The 16,555-nt window shown below is 65.8% G+C and carries 20 protein-coding genes; 8 read left to right on the forward strand and 12 right to left on the reverse strand.

Going from position 1 to position 16,555, the window contains the following annotated elements; translation table 11 throughout:
* Positions 1-109: 109 nt before the first annotated feature.
* From EDE08_RS05620 to EDE08_RS05635, 4 genes are all read right to left on the reverse strand, one after another.
* Positions 110-1,531, reverse strand: a complete 1,422-nt coding sequence (locus tag EDE08_RS05620; protein ID WP_131867946.1) for an MFS transporter — start codon at positions 1,529-1,531, stop codon at positions 110-112.
* Between the two features lie 84 nt (positions 1,532-1,615).
* Positions 1,616-1,960, reverse strand: a complete 345-nt coding sequence (locus tag EDE08_RS05625; RefSeq protein ID WP_131867948.1) for a c-type cytochrome — start codon at positions 1,958-1,960, stop codon at positions 1,616-1,618.
* A gap of 115 nt (positions 1,961-2,075) precedes the next feature.
* The gene (locus tag EDE08_RS05630) at positions 2,076-3,101 is read right to left on the reverse strand and encodes an aldo/keto reductase (RefSeq protein ID WP_131867950.1); all 1,026 of its coding nucleotides are present in this window, start codon (positions 3,099-3,101) and stop codon (positions 2,076-2,078) included.
* Positions 3,102-3,249: 148 nt separating this feature from the next.
* Complete coding sequence (locus tag EDE08_RS05635; protein ID WP_131867952.1) at positions 3,250-4,206, reverse strand: AraC-like ligand-binding domain-containing protein; 957 nt, start codon at positions 4,204-4,206, stop codon at positions 3,250-3,252.
* A 190-nt stretch (positions 4,207-4,396) separates the two neighbouring features.
* Here EDE08_RS05635 and EDE08_RS05640 point away from each other — a divergent pair, with 190 nt between their 5' ends.
* Positions 4,397-5,413 carry a carbon-nitrogen hydrolase family protein gene (locus EDE08_RS05640; protein WP_131867954.1) on the forward strand — a complete coding sequence of 339 codons (1,017 nt, stop codon included), beginning with the start codon at positions 4,397-4,399 and terminating at the stop codon, positions 5,411-5,413.
* A gap of 27 nt (positions 5,414-5,440) precedes the next feature.
* Here the strand turns inward: EDE08_RS05640 and EDE08_RS05645 are convergent, their stop codons facing one another.
* Positions 5,441-6,079, reverse strand: coding sequence for an HAD family hydrolase (locus EDE08_RS05645; protein ID WP_131867956.1), 639 nt, complete (start codon positions 6,077-6,079; stop codon positions 5,441-5,443).
* A gap of 88 nt (positions 6,080-6,167) precedes the next feature.
* Here EDE08_RS05645 and EDE08_RS05650 point away from each other — a divergent pair, with 88 nt between their 5' ends.
* The 4 genes from EDE08_RS05650 (at position 6,168) to tsaA (ending at position 8,992) form a co-directional block, all read left to right on the forward strand.
* The gene (locus EDE08_RS05650; RefSeq protein ID WP_131867958.1) at positions 6,168-7,121 is read left to right on the forward strand and encodes a lytic transglycosylase domain-containing protein; all 954 of its coding nucleotides are present in this window, start codon (positions 6,168-6,170) and stop codon (positions 7,119-7,121) included.
* A 261-nt stretch (positions 7,122-7,382) separates the two neighbouring features.
* The gene (locus tag EDE08_RS05655) at positions 7,383-8,123 is read left to right on the forward strand and encodes an AzlC family ABC transporter permease (RefSeq protein ID WP_131867960.1); all 741 of its coding nucleotides are present in this window, start codon (positions 7,383-7,385) and stop codon (positions 8,121-8,123) included.
* Positions 8,120-8,470 carry an AzlD domain-containing protein gene (locus EDE08_RS05660; RefSeq protein WP_131867962.1) on the forward strand — a complete coding sequence of 117 codons (351 nt, stop codon included), beginning with the start codon at positions 8,120-8,122 and terminating at the stop codon, positions 8,468-8,470. The genes EDE08_RS05655 and EDE08_RS05660 overlap by 4 nt, the downstream gene beginning before the upstream one ends.
* A gap of 30 nt (positions 8,471-8,500) precedes the next feature.
* Entirely contained in the window at positions 8,501-8,992 is a 492-nt protein-coding gene (gene tsaA, locus EDE08_RS05665) for a tRNA (N6-threonylcarbamoyladenosine(37)-N6)-methyltransferase TrmO (RefSeq protein WP_131867964.1), read from the forward strand.
* A gap of 3 nt (positions 8,993-8,995) precedes the next feature.
* Here the strand turns inward: tsaA and EDE08_RS05670 are convergent, their stop codons facing one another.
* From EDE08_RS05670 to EDE08_RS05685, 4 genes are all read right to left on the reverse strand, one after another.
* Positions 8,996-9,421: an HIT family protein gene (locus EDE08_RS05670; protein ID WP_131867966.1), complete on the reverse strand. Its 426-nt coding sequence runs from the start codon at positions 9,419-9,421 to the stop codon at positions 8,996-8,998.
* 60 nt (positions 9,422-9,481) lie between these two features.
* Positions 9,482-10,723 (reverse strand): GNAT family N-acetyltransferase, encoded by a 1,242-nt coding sequence (locus EDE08_RS05675; protein ID WP_131867968.1) that lies wholly within the window; start codon positions 10,721-10,723, stop codon positions 9,482-9,484.
* Between the two features lie 213 nt (positions 10,724-10,936).
* Positions 10,937-11,683, reverse strand: coding sequence for a glycerophosphodiester phosphodiesterase (locus EDE08_RS05680; protein ID WP_131867970.1), 747 nt, complete (start codon positions 11,681-11,683; stop codon positions 10,937-10,939).
* 5 nt (positions 11,684-11,688) lie between these two features.
* Positions 11,689-12,156, reverse strand: a complete 468-nt coding sequence (locus tag EDE08_RS05685) for a RidA family protein (protein ID WP_061021329.1) — start codon at positions 12,154-12,156, stop codon at positions 11,689-11,691.
* A 222-nt stretch (positions 12,157-12,378) separates the two neighbouring features.
* Here EDE08_RS05685 and EDE08_RS05690 point away from each other — a divergent pair, with 222 nt between their 5' ends.
* Positions 12,379-13,224, forward strand: coding sequence for a cell envelope integrity EipB family protein (locus EDE08_RS05690; protein ID WP_165935753.1), 846 nt, complete (start codon positions 12,379-12,381; stop codon positions 13,222-13,224).
* A gap of 287 nt (positions 13,225-13,511) precedes the next feature.
* Positions 13,512-13,913, forward strand: coding sequence for a RidA family protein (locus tag EDE08_RS05700; protein ID WP_131867974.1), 402 nt, complete (start codon positions 13,512-13,514; stop codon positions 13,911-13,913).
* A 12-nt stretch (positions 13,914-13,925) separates the two neighbouring features.
* On the opposite strand, the gene EDE08_RS05705 is transcribed toward EDE08_RS05700, so the two are convergent.
* From EDE08_RS05705 to EDE08_RS05715, 3 genes are read right to left on the reverse strand one after another with little or no spacing between them, the layout of a single operon-like run.
* Positions 13,926-14,342, reverse strand: coding sequence for an ACT domain-containing protein (locus EDE08_RS05705; RefSeq protein ID WP_131867976.1), 417 nt, complete (start codon positions 14,340-14,342; stop codon positions 13,926-13,928).
* A complete protein-coding gene (locus EDE08_RS05710; protein ID WP_131867978.1) occupies positions 14,342-15,631 on the reverse strand; it encodes a DNA polymerase IV in 1,290 nt (429 codons plus the stop codon). The genes EDE08_RS05705 and EDE08_RS05710 overlap by 1 nt, the downstream gene beginning before the upstream one ends.
* Positions 15,628-15,939 (reverse strand): DUF3572 domain-containing protein, encoded by a 312-nt coding sequence (locus EDE08_RS05715; protein WP_061877289.1) that lies wholly within the window; start codon positions 15,937-15,939, stop codon positions 15,628-15,630. Before EDE08_RS05715 ends, EDE08_RS05710 begins: the two co-directional genes overlap by 4 nt.
* A gap of 238 nt (positions 15,940-16,177) precedes the next feature.
* Here EDE08_RS05715 and EDE08_RS05720 point away from each other — a divergent pair, with 238 nt between their 5' ends.
* The gene (locus EDE08_RS05720; protein WP_035709808.1) at positions 16,178-16,543 is read left to right on the forward strand and encodes a response regulator; all 366 of its coding nucleotides are present in this window, start codon (positions 16,178-16,180) and stop codon (positions 16,541-16,543) included.
* The last annotated feature ends 12 nt before the right edge of the window (positions 16,544-16,555 follow it).

The raw sequence follows: 16,555 nt of genomic DNA on the forward strand, positions 1-16,555 counted from the left end.
CCATCACTGAAGCGCAACCGGAGCGCGAGGGCAATAGGTCATTGGTCCGGATAGTAAAGTCACGCAACAGTTGTGCACGAAAACAGCGGTAGCCCAAACGTGGTGCCTTCTAGTCTCCCCGCAAGCGCTGATCGTCCTGGACACGGACGTGCTCGGCGCCGCGCGCGCCCGCGGGAGACAGCCGCAGCATGCTCAGCACCGCGCCGCAGAGCGCAAATCCGGCGCCGGCGAGGAGCGCCAGCCTGGTGCCCTCAACCGGATACCGTCCGAGCAGCAGCGCCACCAGTGCAGCGCCGGTGGTCTGGCCGAGCAGCCGCGCCGTGCCCAGCATCCCGCTGGCGCCGCCGGCGCGCTCGCGCGGGGCGGCCGCGATCATGGTGCGGTTGTTGGGGGTCTGGAACAGGCCGAAGCCGGCACCGGCCAGCGCCATGCGCCAGATCACGTCGAACGGGGTCGGGCTTGCGGGCAGGAAGGCCAGCGCGGCGAGACCGCAGGCGAACAGCGTGAGCCCGATGCCGCCGAGCAGGCCCGCCGGATAGTGCTCGACGAGGCGGCCGGCAAGGGGCGCCGCGAAAGCCACCGCGATCGGCCAGGGCGTGATCAAGAGCCCCATATGCACCGCCGAATAGCCGAAGCGGCTCTGGAGATAGAAAGGGATCGCGACGAAGGCCAGCATCTGCCCGCAGAACGATGCGATCGAGGTTGCTATCGACAGCGCGAACACCGGAATGCGCAACAGATCGACCGGCAAGAGCGGCGAGCTCATGTGGGTTTCGCGATAGATCAGCAGCACGCCGGCGACGATGGCGATGGCGAATTGCACGAGGCAGGTGATGGCGGCCTCGCCATGACCGACGCTGTCGACAGCGGCGATGCCGACACCGAACGTGATCGCGGACAGGCCCGCGCTCTGCCAGTCAAAGGATCGGCTTGCAGGCTTGGTGTGCGGCAGGCTGCGCAGGCCGATCAGCAACGTCACCGCCCCGAGGGGCACGTTGATGGCGAACAGCCAGGGCCAGCTTCCGACGGCCAGGATGCCGGCCGCGAGCGTCGGTCCGGCCGCAGCCGAGAAGGCGACCACGAGCGCGTTGAGCCCGATGCCGCGGCCGAGCTGGCTGCGCGGATAGGTGAAGCGCACCAGCGCCGCGTTGACGCTCATGATGCCGGCCGCGCCAAAGCCCTGGAGGATGCGCGCGGCCGTCAGCAGCGGCAGCGTGTGCGCCAGCGCGCATAATGCGGAGGCCAGCGTGAACAGCACCAGTCCGACCAGATAGACGCGGCGATAGCCGACGATCTCGCCGAGCGAAGCCAGTGGCAGCAGTGAGATCGTGATCGCGAGCTGGTAGCCGTTGACGATCCAGATCGAGAAGGCCGGGCTTGCATCGAGGTCGGCCGCGATCGTCGGCAGCGCGACGTTGGCGATGGCACTGTCGACCACCGCCATGATGATGCCGAGCGCAATCGTCAGCACCGCCTGGTTGCGCTGTGGCTGCGGCAGGCCGTCGGCATGCTCGATGGTGGTCGATGACATCGTGAAGCGTGCTTGCTCGAGACGCGGTTGCTGGTCCGCAACCTTATCCGACCCGGGATGGTTCCAGCCAAAGCCTGCGCGGTTTCAGTCCTGTTTCGGCTTCCGTGGCTCCTGAATCGTCTTGAGGTAGCTTACCACGGCCTCGGCGTCGTCTCGGCCGAATCGAGCCGTGGGCATGGCGCGGTGGATGCTGCTGTAGCCGTCCTGGAGGCGCTGCATGAAGTCGGGGTCGTAGAGTTTGTTCTCGCCGAGGTTCCGGAAGGGCGGTGCCAGTTCGTTCCGGCTCTTGCCCGTCCTGCCGACCGCGTGGCACTCAGCGCACATCCGTTGCAGCAATGCTTCCGCGCGTCGCTGTTCGAGATCCAGCGCTTGACTTGCCGTGCTCCACAGAACGCCAACGGCCAGCAGCGCTGGCGCGATCCTATTCATCGCTCATGTCCATCATTCCCAGCGCACGGCCTTCATGGCAAATCGGCGCGGCAGCCTCGCGAGTGCCGCAGCGTGTCACGGCCGACGCAGGCGGGCTTGATGCAGCTCAACTGTCCTACACCGCCGGCGGATTCCGCTCGGTGAAGGTCACGCGCTGGTGCCAATAGGGATAGGGCAGCGTCACCGCGCTCGCGGCATCGAGCTTTGCGACCTGGTCCTTGGTCAAGGACCAGCCGACCGCACCGAGATTTTCGCGCAGCTGGGTCTCGTTGCGCGCGCCGATGATCAGCGTCGAAACGGTCGGACGCTGGAGCAGCCAGTTGAGTGCGATCTGCGAGACGCTCTTGCCCGTCTCCTTCGCGATTTCGTCGATGGCCTCGACGACACGGTAGACATGCTCGTCCGGCACGGGCGGTCCGAACTCGGCCGTCTTGGGCAGTCGGCTGACCTCCGGCTTCGGCTGGCCACGGCGGATTTTTCCGGTGAGGCGTCCCCATCCGAGCGGCGACCAGACCACGGCACCTAACCCCTGGTCGAGCCCGAGCGGCATCAACTCCCATTCGTAATCGCGCCCGATCAGCGAATAGTAGGTCTGGTTGGCGACGTAGCGCGGAAAGCCGTGCTTGTCGGCGGCGGCGAGCGATTTCATCAGGTGCCAGCCCGAGAAATTCGAGACGCCGACGTAGCGGATCTTGCCGGCGCGCACGAGCACGTCGAGTGTTGCGAGCACCTCTTCAGGCGGGGTGAAGGCGTCGAAGCCGTGCAGCTGGAACAGGTCGATGTAGTCAGTGCCGAGCCGGCTGAGCGAACCGTCGACGGCCGCGAGCAGATGCTGCCGCGACGAGCCGATATCGTTGGGGCCCTCGCCGAAGCGGAAGGTCGCCTTGGTCGAGATCAGAACCTTGTCGCGGCGGCCCTTGATCGCTTCGCCGAGCACCCGCTCGGACTCGCCGAGAGAGTAGACATTCGCGGTGTCGAACATCGACACGCCGGCCTCGAGGCAGATGTCCAGAAGGCGCCGCGCTTCGGTCGCGTCGGTCGTGCCCCAAGCCGCAAGGCGGCCGACGCCGCCGAAGGTGCCGGTGCCAAGACTGAGGGCGGGCACCATGAGGCCTGAACTGCCCAAACGTCGGTATTCCATCGATGTGCTCCTCGGCTGGCCTGTTGATCGATGCGGCCTTGCGGGCGGATGGTAATGCAAGCAGGCGCTACGTCCTATCACGCGCTCACATACCGGCCTTGCTTCGGGATGGCCCGGTCGTGCAGGGGATCGCTGACTGAAAGGGATCTCAATGCCGCAACTGGCTCTGCCGGAAGTCGCGCGGCGACATTCCGAAATGCTCGCGGAAGACGCGGCCGAAATGTGAGAGGTCGTTGAAGCCCCAGCCAAAGGCGATCTCGCTGATGTGGCGGTGGGCGAGCACAGGCGAAGCGAGGTCGCGCCGGCATCGGGCGAGGCGTTCGGCGAGAACATGGCGCTGGAACGAGGTGTCCTCGTCGGCGAGAAGATCGTTAACGTAGCGCGGCGAGATTCCGAGTGCGCCGGCGGTCTCCGGGAGCGAGAGGTCGGGATCGGAGAGATGCGCGCGGATGTGCGCCTTCAACCGGTAGAGCAGGGCCGAGCGGTGGGTCGAGGACGGCAGCGATGTCCTGCCGAGCCGCTCGCTCAAAGCCATGGCGAGCAGATCGACCGCCTGCTCCGACAGCGCGGCGGCGGTGTCCGGGGCGAGCCCGTCGGCGCTCTGGCAAAGCCGAAAGATGAAATCATAGGCGAGCCGCTCGAGCGGCGCGTCGGCCCCGAACGACGTCGCAGTCAGCGTTTCGGTGCCGCCGAGCCGGCGCCGCAGCATCTCGCGCGGCACCTTGAAGATGGTCTGCGTGAAGGCGTCGTTGAACTTCAGCTCATACGGACGCGTGGTGTCATAGAGCGCGAACTCGCCGGGATGGATCACGGTCTCCCGGCCGTCCTGCACAACGCCGCCGCTGCCGCGATTGCCGAGGGCAATGAGAACAAAATCCTGGCCCGAGCGCGCGATGCGAGAGGGCGTGCGGAACACGTGCTGGCGGTCCGAGCAGACTTCGGAGCATGCAGCCTTGCCGAGCGAAGCCTGCGTGACCGAGCCGCGAAAGGCGCTGCCGAGGTCGGACTTGCAGTCGAGGCCGACGAAGACGTCGCAGACGATGTCCTGCCAGAGGGCGAGCCGCCGATAGCCGGGGCTGCCGTCTGTCGTGAACTGGATTGTCATCTGGACAGCCTCCCTTTCACATCCCGCAAAATCGCCGGGGATCCAGCCTGCCGGAGGCAAATCCCGTACCGACCGACGGTCCCTTCCCAGTCGAGTTTTTGTTCCGCCGTGGTCGAGCGCCCGGCCGCCCGGCTTGGCCAAATAGACTGCATCGGACGTGGTTTCCGATCAACCGGCAATGGAGGCGGGAATGGGCATCGAGCATCCGAAATACAAAGTCGCGGTGGTGCAGGCGGCGCCGGCCTGGCTTGACCTCGAGGCCTCGATCGACAAGTCGATCGCCCTGATCAGGGAGGCCGCGGAAAAGGGCGCCAAGCTGATCGCCTTTCCCGAGGCCTTCATCCCCGGTTACCCCTGGCATATCTGGATGGACTCGCCGGCCTGGGCGATCGGCCGCGGCTTCGTGCAGCGCTATTTCGACAATTCGCTGTCCTACGACGGCTCGCAAGCCGAGAAGTTGCGCGAGGCCGTCCGCAAGGCAAAGCTCACCGCCGTGATAGGCCTGTCCGAACGCGATGGCGGCAGCCTCTATCTGGCGCAATGGCTGATCGGGCCCGACGGCGAGACCATCGCAAAGCGCCGCAAGCTGCGGCCGACCCATGCCGAGCGCACCGTCTATGGCGAGGGCGACGGCAGCGACCTTGCCGTGCATGCGCGGTCCGACATCGGCCGTCTCGGCGCACTGTGCTGCTGGGAGCATCTGCAGCCGCTGTCGAAATACGCGATGTACGCCCAGAACGAGCAGGTGCATGTCGCGGCCTGGCCGAGCTTCTCGCTCTACGATCCCTTCGCGCCGGCGCTGGGTGCCGAGGTCAATAACGCCGCCTCGCGCGTCTATGCGGTGGAGGGCTCCTGCTTCGTGCTGGCGCCTTGCGCGACGGTGTCGCAGGCCATGATCGACGAGCTCTGCGACCGACCGGACAAGCATGCGCTGCTGCATGCCGGAGGCGGGTTTGCCGCGATCTACGGCCCCGACGGCAGCCAGATCGGCGAGAAGCTGGCGCCGGACCGGGAAGGGCTGCTGATCGCCGAGATCGACCTTGGCGCCATCGGCGTTGCCAAGAACGCCGCTGACCCCGCCGGCCACTATTCGCGGCCCGACGTGACGCGGCTGCTGCTCAACAAGAAGCGGTACCAGCGTGTCGAGCAGTTCGCGCTGCCGGTCGACACCGTCGAGCCTACGGAGATCGCGGCGGCGGCAAGCTGAGCGTCGCCGCGCGAAGACGGGCTTACGTCAAGCCACACAATGTCCTAGCAGTTCGGGATGTGCGGCGCAGATATGGTGCGCGCCGGCATCGCGCAGCTCGGCCTCGCTGCCATAGCCATAGAGCACGCCGATTGCGGTCATGCCGTTGGTCCTGGCTCCCACCACGTCATGGCTGCGGTCGCCGATCATGATCGCGTTGTTCGCGTCGACCCTGGCCTCGTCGAGCGCATAGCGGAGCAGCTCGCGCTTGTCGACGCGGGTGCCGTCGAGCTCGGAGCCGAACACGCGCTCGAAATACGGCTTCAGGCCGAAATGATCGACGATGCGGGTGGCGTAGACCGCAGGCTTGCTGGTTGCGACGAACATGCGCGGTGTTGTCGCAGTAAGCCTCGTGAGGGTGTCCATGATGCCGGCATAGGCTTCGTTCTCGAACAGGCCGATATCGCTGAAGCGCTCCCGATAGAGCAGCAGCGCGCGGTCGGCGAGTTCGTCGGTTCCGGTGAGCTTTTTCAAGCTGGCATGCAGCGGCGGCCCGATGCACCAGGTCAGCTCGTCCTCGCTCGGGACAGGCTGGTTGAGCCGCTCCAGCGCGTATTGGATGGATCGCGTGATCCCCGGCTTGGGATTGGTCAGCGTGCCGTCGAGATCAAAAAAGATTGTCACCATTCGGGCGAAACCTGCGTTGATACTGCCGCTTGTGCTAGTTGGCTGGGGTTCCAAGTCAAGGTCCGATTTGTCCGATAGCGGCAATGCCATGCGAATAGCTCGGGTCATCGCAGTCTTGTGCCACGCCGTCGTGCTGTCGCCGGTGCTCGCGGAGGAAACGCCGGCCCCCGTCGTGCCTTCCAATGCCGAGGAACCCGCGAAGCCTGCGGAGAAACCCGCGGATGCGCGCGAGAGCGACACGCGGGAGTCGATCTGCCTGATCGTGGAGGCGGCTGCGCGCGACGCCAGTCTCCCGCTCGAATTCTTCGCCCGGGTGATCTGGCAGGAGAGCCGCTTCCAGGCCGATGCGGTCGGCCCCATGACGCGCAACGGCGAGCACGCACAAGGGATCGCGCAGTTCATGCCGGGCACTGCAAGCGAGCGCGGGCTGCTCAATCCATTCAATCCGGTGCAGGCATTGCCGAAGTCGGCCGAGTTCTTGAACGAGCTGCGCAACCAGTTCGGCAATCTCGGCCTCGCCGCGGCGGCCTACAATGCCGGTCCGCGCCGCGTGCAGGAATGGCTTGCCGGCACCGGCCCGATGCCGGAGCAAACCCGCAACTACGTCTTCGCCATCACCGGCACCAGCGTCGATGCCTGGGCCAAGGCAGGCAGCACCGGCAAGGGGCCGCCGAGTTCGCCGCCGACGAGCTGCCGTGATCTGATGGCGCTGCTCAAGCGCGCGCCGAACCCGTTCGTCGCGGAGCTCGAGCAGCATGTGGAGCTTGCCGCCGCAAAGAGCTGGGGCGTGCAGCTCGCGGCCGGCTTCGATCGCAACAAGGCGCTGGCGATGTATTCCAGGGCGGTCACGAAACTGAGCGCCGTGATCGGCGAGCGTGACCCGAGCCTGCTAAGCTCGGTGATGCGCAGCCGCGGCACGCGCGCCTTCTACCAGGTCCGTATCGGCGCGGATACCCGAGCCGAGGCCGATGGTCTGTGCAACCGCATCCGCAAGGCAGGCGGCGCCTGCTTCGTGCTGAAGAACCGCGGTGTGGCGGGGTAGGGGCGCGTCTCTCTCCGCTCGTCATTCCGGGGCGCGCCCTCTTGGCGCGAGCTATGGTGCGCAATTGCGCACCTGAGAATCCATCGCATGGCAGTCTCTCCGGCCCGATGGATTCCGGGTTCGCGCTTCGCGTGCCCCGGAATGACGGCGGTAGGGTCTGCGCCGTACGCACGCATGCCAGCCCCGCCGCGTGTTTTCTTGACGCAAGTCACTGCATCACCCGTTATGCAGGCCCGATTCCGCAACCCGGCCAAACCTCCCGTGGCGCTTCCTCCGCTCGATTCCCCTCAATGGCAAAGTCCGTGGCGCGCGTTTGCGTGGGGACTGCGTTCGATCACGCAGACGATCCTCACCATCGTGCTGTTCGTGACCTATCTCGGCATCGGCGCGCTTGCCCACGACACCCATTTCAGCCTGGTCTGGGCGCTCGCCTCGACGCTGTTCGTCTGGGCCGGTCCCGCGCAGATCATTCTCATCACGACGCTCGGCTCGGGCGCGACCATCATCCAGTCCGCGATCGCGGTGACGGTCAGCGCCATTCGGCTGTTTCCGATGGTCGTGTCGGTGCTGCCGCTGATGCGGACGCCGACCACGAAACGGCGCGAGCTGGTCTTCGCCGCGCATCTGACGGCGGTGACGTTGTGGGTCGAGTGCCACCGCTTCCTGCCGCTTGTGCCGCGGGAGCGGCGCATCGCCTTCGTCCACGGGCTCGGCTGTGGCCTCGTTTCGGTTTGCCTCGTCGCCAACACCGTCGGCTATTTCCTCGCCGCCAATCTGACCCAGACGCTGGGAGCGGCGATCCTGCTGCTGACGCCGCTGTCCTTCCTGTTCTCGACCGCGCGCAACAGCCGCGAGGTCGCCGACGTCGTCGCGCTGGCGCTCGGGATCGTGCTCTATCCGCTGGCCGCAAGGATGAACTCCGGCCTCGACATCCTCGTCAGCGGCGTGGTGGCCGGCACAATCGCTTATGGCGTGCATTGGTGGCGGGAGGTGCGCGGATGAGCTTTGCGCAGCTCATCGGCGACTGGCACGCGCTCGCCGTGCTGTTCGTCGCCGGCGTCGTTCCGAACCAGATCTGGCGCATGCTGGGCCTGTGGTTCGGCGGTGGCATTGACGAGGGCTCGGAGCCCCTGGTCTGGGTGCGGGCGGTCGCGACCGCGATCCTGGCCGGTGTCATCGCCCAGATCGTGGTGGAGCCGCCAGGGGCGCTTGCGACTGTACCTGATGTGCTGCGCTATGGCGCGGTCGGCGCCGGGCTCGTCGTCTTCCTGCTGACCCGCCGCTCGATCTTCGCCGGCGTGGTCACGGGCGAAGTCTTCATGCTGGCCGGCAAGTGGTGGTTGGGCTAAAACCGCCGGCGAACAGCAAGGAACTGAAATATGGTTCGCGAACAGGAGTTACGCGAAGGCGAGGTCGCCATCGAGCTGCCGCCGACGCAAGATGCCGGCCTCGTCTTCATCGGCCGTATCCGCACGCCCTGGACGTCGCGCCTGGAGACGCCGCGGCAGGGGCGTCAGGATGGCCCGATATGCCGGCTCGAGATCTTCGAACCGTTCGTGCCGGCGATCAAGGGCGTCGATTTCTACAGCAATCTCGAAGTGCTCTACTGGCTCGACCAGTCGCGCCGCGACATCATCCTGCAAAGCCCGAAGAACAACGAGAAGACCCGCGGCACGTTCTCGCTGCGCTCTCCGGTTCGGCCCAACCCGATCGGCACGTCGATCGTGAAGCTGGTCGGCATCGAGGGCAATGCGATCCTGGTGCGTGGGCTCGATTGCCTCGACAACACACCGCTGATCGATCTCAAGCCCGACCGCTGCGAGTTCACGCCACTGGCCGCGCCGCAGAAGGGTGATTTCGAGATGGAGTGACGATCAACCCTTCAACGCCGCGATCAGCTTGGCCGAGTGCTCTTGCAGCACCTTGTCGTCTTCCTTGCGGCTCGCCGGCGGCAGCATGGCGACGCCGTCGTGGCGTGGCATCACATGCATGTGCAGGTGAAACACCACCTGTCCTCCGGCCGGCTCGTTGAATTGCTGCACGGTGATGCCGTCGGCCTCGAATGCCTTCATCGCGGCGGCCGCGATCTTGTGCGCGCCGCGGGCGACATGGGCATAGTCGTCCGGCTTGATGTCGAGGATGTTACGGGCAGGGGCCTTGGGGATCACCAGGGTGTGGCCGGGCGTGCGCGGCATGATGTCGAGGAAGGCCAACACGTGCTCGTCCTCGTAGACCTTGTAGCAGGGCAGCTCGCCGCGCAGAATCTTTGCGAAGATGTTGTTGGTGTCGTAGGCGGTCATGGTAGCTCCTCGGCGGCTCCTCGAGATTTTGCACTTACTGTCACCAGCAGCGGCGAGGCGTCAAGGCACCTCATCGGCGCCCTTGCGGAACGGGCCGAGCTCGGCGAGTTCCCGTCCGGCCTCCGCGACATAGGCGCGCTCGCGCTTGAGGTAATCGTCGATGGCGCGGCGTAGTCCCGGATCGGCGATGAAGTGGGCGGAGTAGGTGGTGCGCGGCAGGTAGCCGCGCGCGATCTTGTGCTCGCCCTGCGCGCCGGCCTCGACATGCTTCAGGCCGCGTCTGATCGCGAAGTCGATCGCCTGATAGTAGCAGACCTCGAAATGCAGGAACGGATGATGCTCGACCGCGCCCCAGTTGCGGCCGAACAGCGTGTCCGAGCCGATGAAGTTGATCGCGCCCGCGATCCAGCGGCCGTTGCGGCGGGCCATCACCAGCAGCACGTCCTCGCTCATGGTCTCGCCGATCAGTGAGAAGAACTCGCGCGTCAGGTAAGGCCGGCCCCATTTGCGCGAGCCGGTCTCCATGTAGAATTGGAAGAACGCATCCCAGGCATCCTCGGTGATGTCCTTGCCCGTGAGGCAGTGGATCGTGATCCCCGCGGCCAGTGCGTCGCGCCGCTCGCGCTTGATCGATTTGCGGTGGCGGGAGTTCAGTGTCGCCAGGAAATCGTCGAAGCTCGCAAACCCCTCGTTGTGCCAGTGGAACTGCTGGTCGGTGCGCTGGAGGAAGCCGTGCTCTGCGAGCAGCTTCCATTCGGCCTCGCGCGCGAAGGTGACGTGGACCGAGGACGCCTTGCTGACGCCGCACAGCGCCACCAGGCCGCTCGCCAGGGCGTCGGTGATCTGCGCACGGTCGACGCCTTCGCGGACCAGCAGCCGCGGCCCCGTTGCCGGCGTGAAGGGAACCGAGACCTGGAGCTTTGGATAGTAGCGCCCGCCCGCGCGCTCATAAGCGTCTGCCCAGCCGCGGTCGAAGACGTATTCGCCTTGCGAGTGCGATTTCAGATAGCAGGGCACGACGCCGACGACGCGGGCGTCGACCTTGGCCACCAGATGCCGCGGACCCCAGCCGGTGCGGATGGTCGCCGAACCCGATTTCTCGGCGGCGGAAAGAAATGCGTGCGAGACGAACGGGTTATAGGCAGGACTTGAGAGGCCGAGGGAATCGCCTGGAAGGGTGGATGAGGTTCCGTTGCCGGCCCCCTTGCATCTTCCGCCGGGATTGGCGCAGGCGTCCCAATCCTCCGCGGGCACCTCGCCAATCGAAGGTACGGCTTCGAGCGTGATTTCGGATGATACCATCGTGCCCCAAGATCGTGCATTGCAGCAGCGAGTTCAAGGGGTGGGAAAACACAGCGTGCCCCGGACGCAGCGCAGCGCTCCTTCAGCGGTGCGCTGCAGAGCCGGGGCCCATGTGGCAGCGCGCTCGCGGAGAGATGGGTCCCGGCTCTGCGCCGCAACGCTGAAGCGTTGCAGCTTGTCCGGGACACGACCGCTAGATTCGCAGGCCGTGCCCTACGGCACGAACCCCTCGAAAATCATCTGGTCCGCATATTGGCCGGCCCGCGTCCGCTGCTCCGGGGTGCGGACGGTCCAGCCGAGCAGGGCGCAGCCGAAGACGTTGCGGGCGATCCAGGGGGCGGGCGCCGGGAGGTGATCGACCTTGAAAGCGACGAAGTGGGGCTGGGTCCGGAAGCCATGGCGAAGGTACAGCATGCTGTCGCGCTGCTGCTGCGTCAGGTCAGCCCAGTACTCGTCCCCATAGGTCCGTTGCGCGACGATGCCGCGCGGGCGGGAGGGCAATAGCTCGCGCAGCGCCAGCACCTGGTCGGGATCGAACGACATGCCGACCGCGGGGCCGTCATAGGATGCCAGCACCTCGGCCATCCGCTTCACCAGCTTGCGGTCGCCGCCAAAATGACTCTTCACCTCGATCACCAGCGGCACGCGGCCGGCGACCATGGCGCAGAGGTCGCTGAGCGACATCATCCGCTCGTCGGTGTCCCTGAACCTGACCGCCCTCAGCTCCGCCGCGGTCTTCGAGATGACGTCCCCGGTGGCCTCGGTGAGACGGCCCAGCGCGTGATCGTGATGCACCATGGCCTCGCCGTCGGACGAGAGCTGGATATCGACCTCGATCGTGAAATTGCCCGCAATGGCGGCCTGCACCGCACCCGGCATGTTCTCGACGATGCCGCGCGAAATGTCGTGCAGGCCGCGGTGGGCGACCGGCCGGGCTGTCAGCCAATCCGGAGCGCGCATGCGCCTCAGGCGACCTCGAACACGCCGTCGACCTCGACCGCCGCATCGGCGGGGAGGGAGGCCACACCGACGGTGGTGCGGGCATGGCGGCCCTTGTCACCGAAGGCCGCGACCATCAGGTCGGAGGCGCCGTTGAGCACCTTCGGTCCGTCCAGGAAATCCGGCGCCGAGTTGATGAAGCCGCCGAGGCGGACCACCCGCACGACCTTGTCGAGATCGCCGAGCGCTGCCTTGACCTGGGCCAGCAGGTTCACCGCGCAGCCGCGTGCGGCCGCCGCCCCCTCTTCGATGGAGACACCAGCGCCGAGCTTGCCCTTGGCGATCAGCTTGCCGGCGGGGTCGAAGCAGACCTGACCGGAGACGAACAGCAGATTGCCGGTGCGCACGAACGGGACGTAGTTGGCGACGGGGGTGGGGGCCTCATGCAGCTTGATGCCCTGTTCTGCCAGTTTCTGCTCGACCGTGCCCGCCATGTCCGACCTCGTTGTCCAAAATCATTGCCCCGGCGCGTCCGTTTGAAGGCCGGGCGCGCCCTGTTTCGCCCATCGTGCCGTCACATGCAAGCAACCGGAAGGGGGCGCATTTTGTTGTGGCAGGCCAACGTGAAGGGGCAACTTTACGTGAAACGGCCTCAGTTGCGACGCAATGGAACGGTCATTAAAATGTCGAATCTGCGCTTTCCTCAGGGAACAGACATGGTGCACCTTTTCCGGACTTCGCTCGGTGTGATGGCGCTCGCGGCGGCCGCTTTTGGCCCCGGCGGCGGGGCGCTGGCCGCCAATGGTCCGTTCCTCGCCCACCAGGCGCTGTATGACCTCAACCTCGTCAAATCGCGCTCCAATTCGGTCAACAGCGCCCGCGGCCGCATCCTCTACAATTTCACGGGGAACGCCTGCGAGGGCTATACCTCGGAATTCCGCCAGGTCTCCGAGCTCGACAGCGGCGAGGGCAAGGTCACGCTCAGCGATCTCCGCTCCAATTCCTGGGAGGACGCCGCCGGCAAGAGCTACCGCTTCAAGATCGAGACGCGCATGAACGAGGCGGATGCCGGCCGCGTCGACGGCTCGGCCGAGCGCGACGGCGACCACATCAACGTCAAGCTGAAGCTGCCGGCGCCGAAGAGCTTCACACTCGACGGCAAGATCGTGTTCCCGACCGAGCAGATCCAGCGCATCATCGCCGCTGCGAAAGAAGGAAAATCGCTGCTCGAGCTCTCCGTCTATGACGGCTCCGATGACGGCCAGAAGGTCTACAACACGCTGACCGTGATCGGCCAGCCGATCCCCGCCGACCGCGCTACCGCGTCCGATCCATCCACGTCCGACGAGCATATGAAGTCGCTGAAGCGCTGGCCGGTCACTGTCAGCTATTTCGACCGCGACGCCCAGCAGAAGGAAGGCGAGCAGACGCCGGTCTATGCGATGTCGTTCGAGCTCTACGAGAACGGCGTCTCGCGCCAGCTCGTGCTCGATTACAACGACTTCGTGATCTCCGGCGCGATGGGCAAGTTCGACGTCAAGGACAGCAAGCCCTGCAATTGAGGGCTGGTGCCGCAGCTGCATAAGACGCATTCCGCACCATCACCGTCACCCTGAGGTGGCCGCTTCTTCAGTGGCCCTCGAAGGGCGACGGCCCGGCCGCGGCAGCGGGGCCGTACATCCTTCGAGGCTCACGATGGGGCGCTTTGCACCCCATCACTCGCACCTCCAGCGACGACGGCTTTGCCGTCGCGCGGGGATGACGGAGCAATAGCGTTGCGCGTTGCATCTAGCTCTCGTCACACTCTCCAGCTACGCTTCTCCCAACCACAAACTCGGGGAGCCAGCCCATGCCCAAGCTCGACCATCTCCGCCCCAGCGGCCTGCATCACAATCCCGCTTATTCCCACGTCGTCACCGCTTCCGGTGCGCGCACCATCTACATCTCCGGTCAGGTCTCGGTGGACGAGGAGGGGCGGATCGTCGGCGAGGGCGATATCGCCGCGCAGACCACGCAGGTGATGCAGAATCTCGGCCACGCCCTGAAGGCGGCGGGGGCCACCTACGCCAACATCGTCAAGATCACGACGTTCGTCGTGAACTACAAGCCGGAGCTGCGCCCGATCATCGGCAAGGCCCGCTCCGCCTTCTTCGAAGGCATGGAGCCGCCGGCCTCGACGCTGGTCGGCGTCTCCGCGCTCGCCGCGCCGGAATGGCTGATCGAGATCGAGGCGATCGCAGTCACGGATTGATTTCGCTGCGCTCTATCTGGGCGACGAGTGCGTCGCCTTGGACATCTCCCGCAGAACAGCCATCGCCTCGTCGGCCCTGTCGGCGGGCACGAAGAGATGGTCGTGGTGGAAGGCCGACACGGCGTTCACGCTGATGCCGGCTTCGGCCAGACGCGCCGTGATTGCCGCCAGAAAGCCCACCGCATCAAGCGCTGAGCGAACTGTCAAGGTGATCAGGCGCGAGGGAAATTCATGGCGTAGTCCGGCACGCTCGGCCTGCTCGTGCAGCATCACCAGCGTTGTTCCTTCGCGTTCGCGGAACGTCAGCTTCGGGCTGATGGTGGCTGGAATGCTCACGTTGGGCGCAAGCGTGCAGAACACGAAGATGCCGTCCAGGATCTCCGGCTTCATGTTACTCAGCAGCGCGTCGAGATCGCGTTCACCCGTCATCACTCCTGCGCCTTCTCCGGCCCGTCATAGGCGATGCCGCGGATCACCGCGGCGCTGCCGAACTTCTTGCGCAGGCTGTCCACCGCGCGCTCGGCGTGCGCGGCGCGGCGGTCGAGCATGTCGGTATCGTCGCTCGCTGAGCCTTCGCGCAGCGCGCTGACGCCGGCGCCCATCAGGCGGAAGGCGGTGCCGTCGATCTCCCTGGCCAGCATCTCGCGGCAAATCGAGAAGATCTTCGCGGCGAGCTGGGTCGGGGCCGCAATGGACTGCGAGCGGGTACGCTGGCGGAAGTCGGCGGTCTTCAGCTTCAGCGTCACGGTGGAGCCGGCGAGTTCGCTGCTTTTCAGGCGCGACGACGTCTTCTCGCACAGCCGCCACAGGATCTTCTCCAGCGTCGCGAAATCGCGGATGTCGGTCTCGAAGGTGGTTTCGCTGGAAATCGTCTTGGCGCCCCGATCCGGCTCGACGCGGCGGTCGTCGATGCCGCGCGCGAGTCGCCACAGCCGGCGGCCGTCGCTCGGAAACTGCCGCATCATCTCGATCTCGTCGGCCTTCTGCAGGTCGGCGATGATGCGGAAACCGCGCTGCACGAGGCGCTCCTGCGTCGCTGGTCCCACGCCGAAGATGAAGCCGACCGGCCTCGAAGCCAGCATCAGACGGGCTTCCTCCTGGTCGAGTGCGGCAAAGCCGCGCGGCTTGTCGAGGTCGGAGGCGATCTTGGCCAGGAACTTGTTGCAGGACAGGCCGACCGAGACGGTGATGCCGATGTCACGCTCGACGTCGCGGGCAAAGCGGGCCAGCACCTTTGCCGGGATCATGCCGTGCACCCGCTCGGTGCCGGAGAGATCGAGGAAGGCTTCGTCGATCGAGAGCGGCTCGACCAGCGGCGTCAGCGCCTGCATGGCCTGGCGCACCTCGCGGCCGACCCGGACATATTTGGCCATGTCCGGCCGGACCACGGTCGCGTGCGGGCAGGCCTCCAGCGCCTTGAACATCGGCATCGCCGAACGAACGCCATAGGTGCGGGCGATGTAGCAGGCGGCCGACACCACGCCGCGTTTTCCCCCGCCGATGATGACGGGCCTGTCGGCGATGTCAGGATTGTCGCGCTTCTCGACCGTCGCGTAGAAGGCGTCGCAGTCGATGTGGGCGATGGTCAGGCCAGCCAGCGCGCCGTGGCGGACGAGGCGAGGGGAACCGCAGGCCGCGCAACGCCGCACCTCCATATCCAGTTCGGCCAGACAATCCCGGCAGAAGCAGCGGGGCCCGGCCGGGTCGGCGGCCGTCACGGCACGTCGCGCTCCCAGGAGGGGTCGCCAAGCGCGTCCCCGAGGACCTGGCGCGCTGCCGCAACGTTGGTCGGATGCAGCTCCGAGGCGCTCGCGAAGGCCTTCACGGTGGCGTCATCGCGCAGCACGAAATCGAGCACGTTGAGGAGGAAATTCGGGTCCGAGGCGGCGTTCCGGAGGGTCTCCGGGCCCACACCTGTCTCAGCCAGGAACAGGCCCAGCCGCTCGGGCTCGCTCGCGACGAAGGACAACGCCTGAATCGCAACGATTTCAGCGACTTCGCGGGGGTTGTGAACAGGCTTTTTCAAAGGGACGATTTGCCTTTCCGTTAACTTTCGGTGTCTACTTTGCATCATGCCCGAGTCTCGTGCCTGAGTCTTGCGACCCCGGGGCAAGCAACCGGAAACCACATCGCAGAAAGTGGCCCCTCGGCTTTAACGAAACTAGAGCGAATCTGAGGCTAGTTTGAATCCAGTTTTCGAAGCGCCGGAAAGCGGCGCCTGAGGCGTCACATGTATCCGGCTTCGTGCCAATCAGGAGGACGGGATGGCTAAGACCGTCCTGATCGTGGAAGACAACGAGCTCAACATGAAGCTCTTCCGCGACCTGTTGGAGGCGCATGGTTATCAGACTTCGGGCACCAGCAACGGTTACGAGGCGCTCGATCTCGTTCGCAAGATGCGGCCCGACCTCGTGCTGATGGATATCCAGTTGCCGCAGGTCTCCGGCCTCGAGGTGACGCGCTGGATCAAGGACGATCCGGAGCTGCGCACCATTCCCATCGTCGCGGTCACGGCATTCGCGATGAAGGGCGACGAAGAGCGCATCCGCGAGGGCGGCTGCGAGGCCTATTTGTCCAAGCCGATCTCGGTCGGCAAATTCATTGAGACGGTCCGGCGTTTTATCGGATAGGAAGTGAGTTCA

The sequence above is a fragment of the Bradyrhizobium sp. R2.2-H genome (assembly GCF_004346455.1).
GTDB lineage: Bacteria > Pseudomonadota > Alphaproteobacteria > Rhizobiales > Xanthobacteraceae > Bradyrhizobium > Bradyrhizobium diversitatis.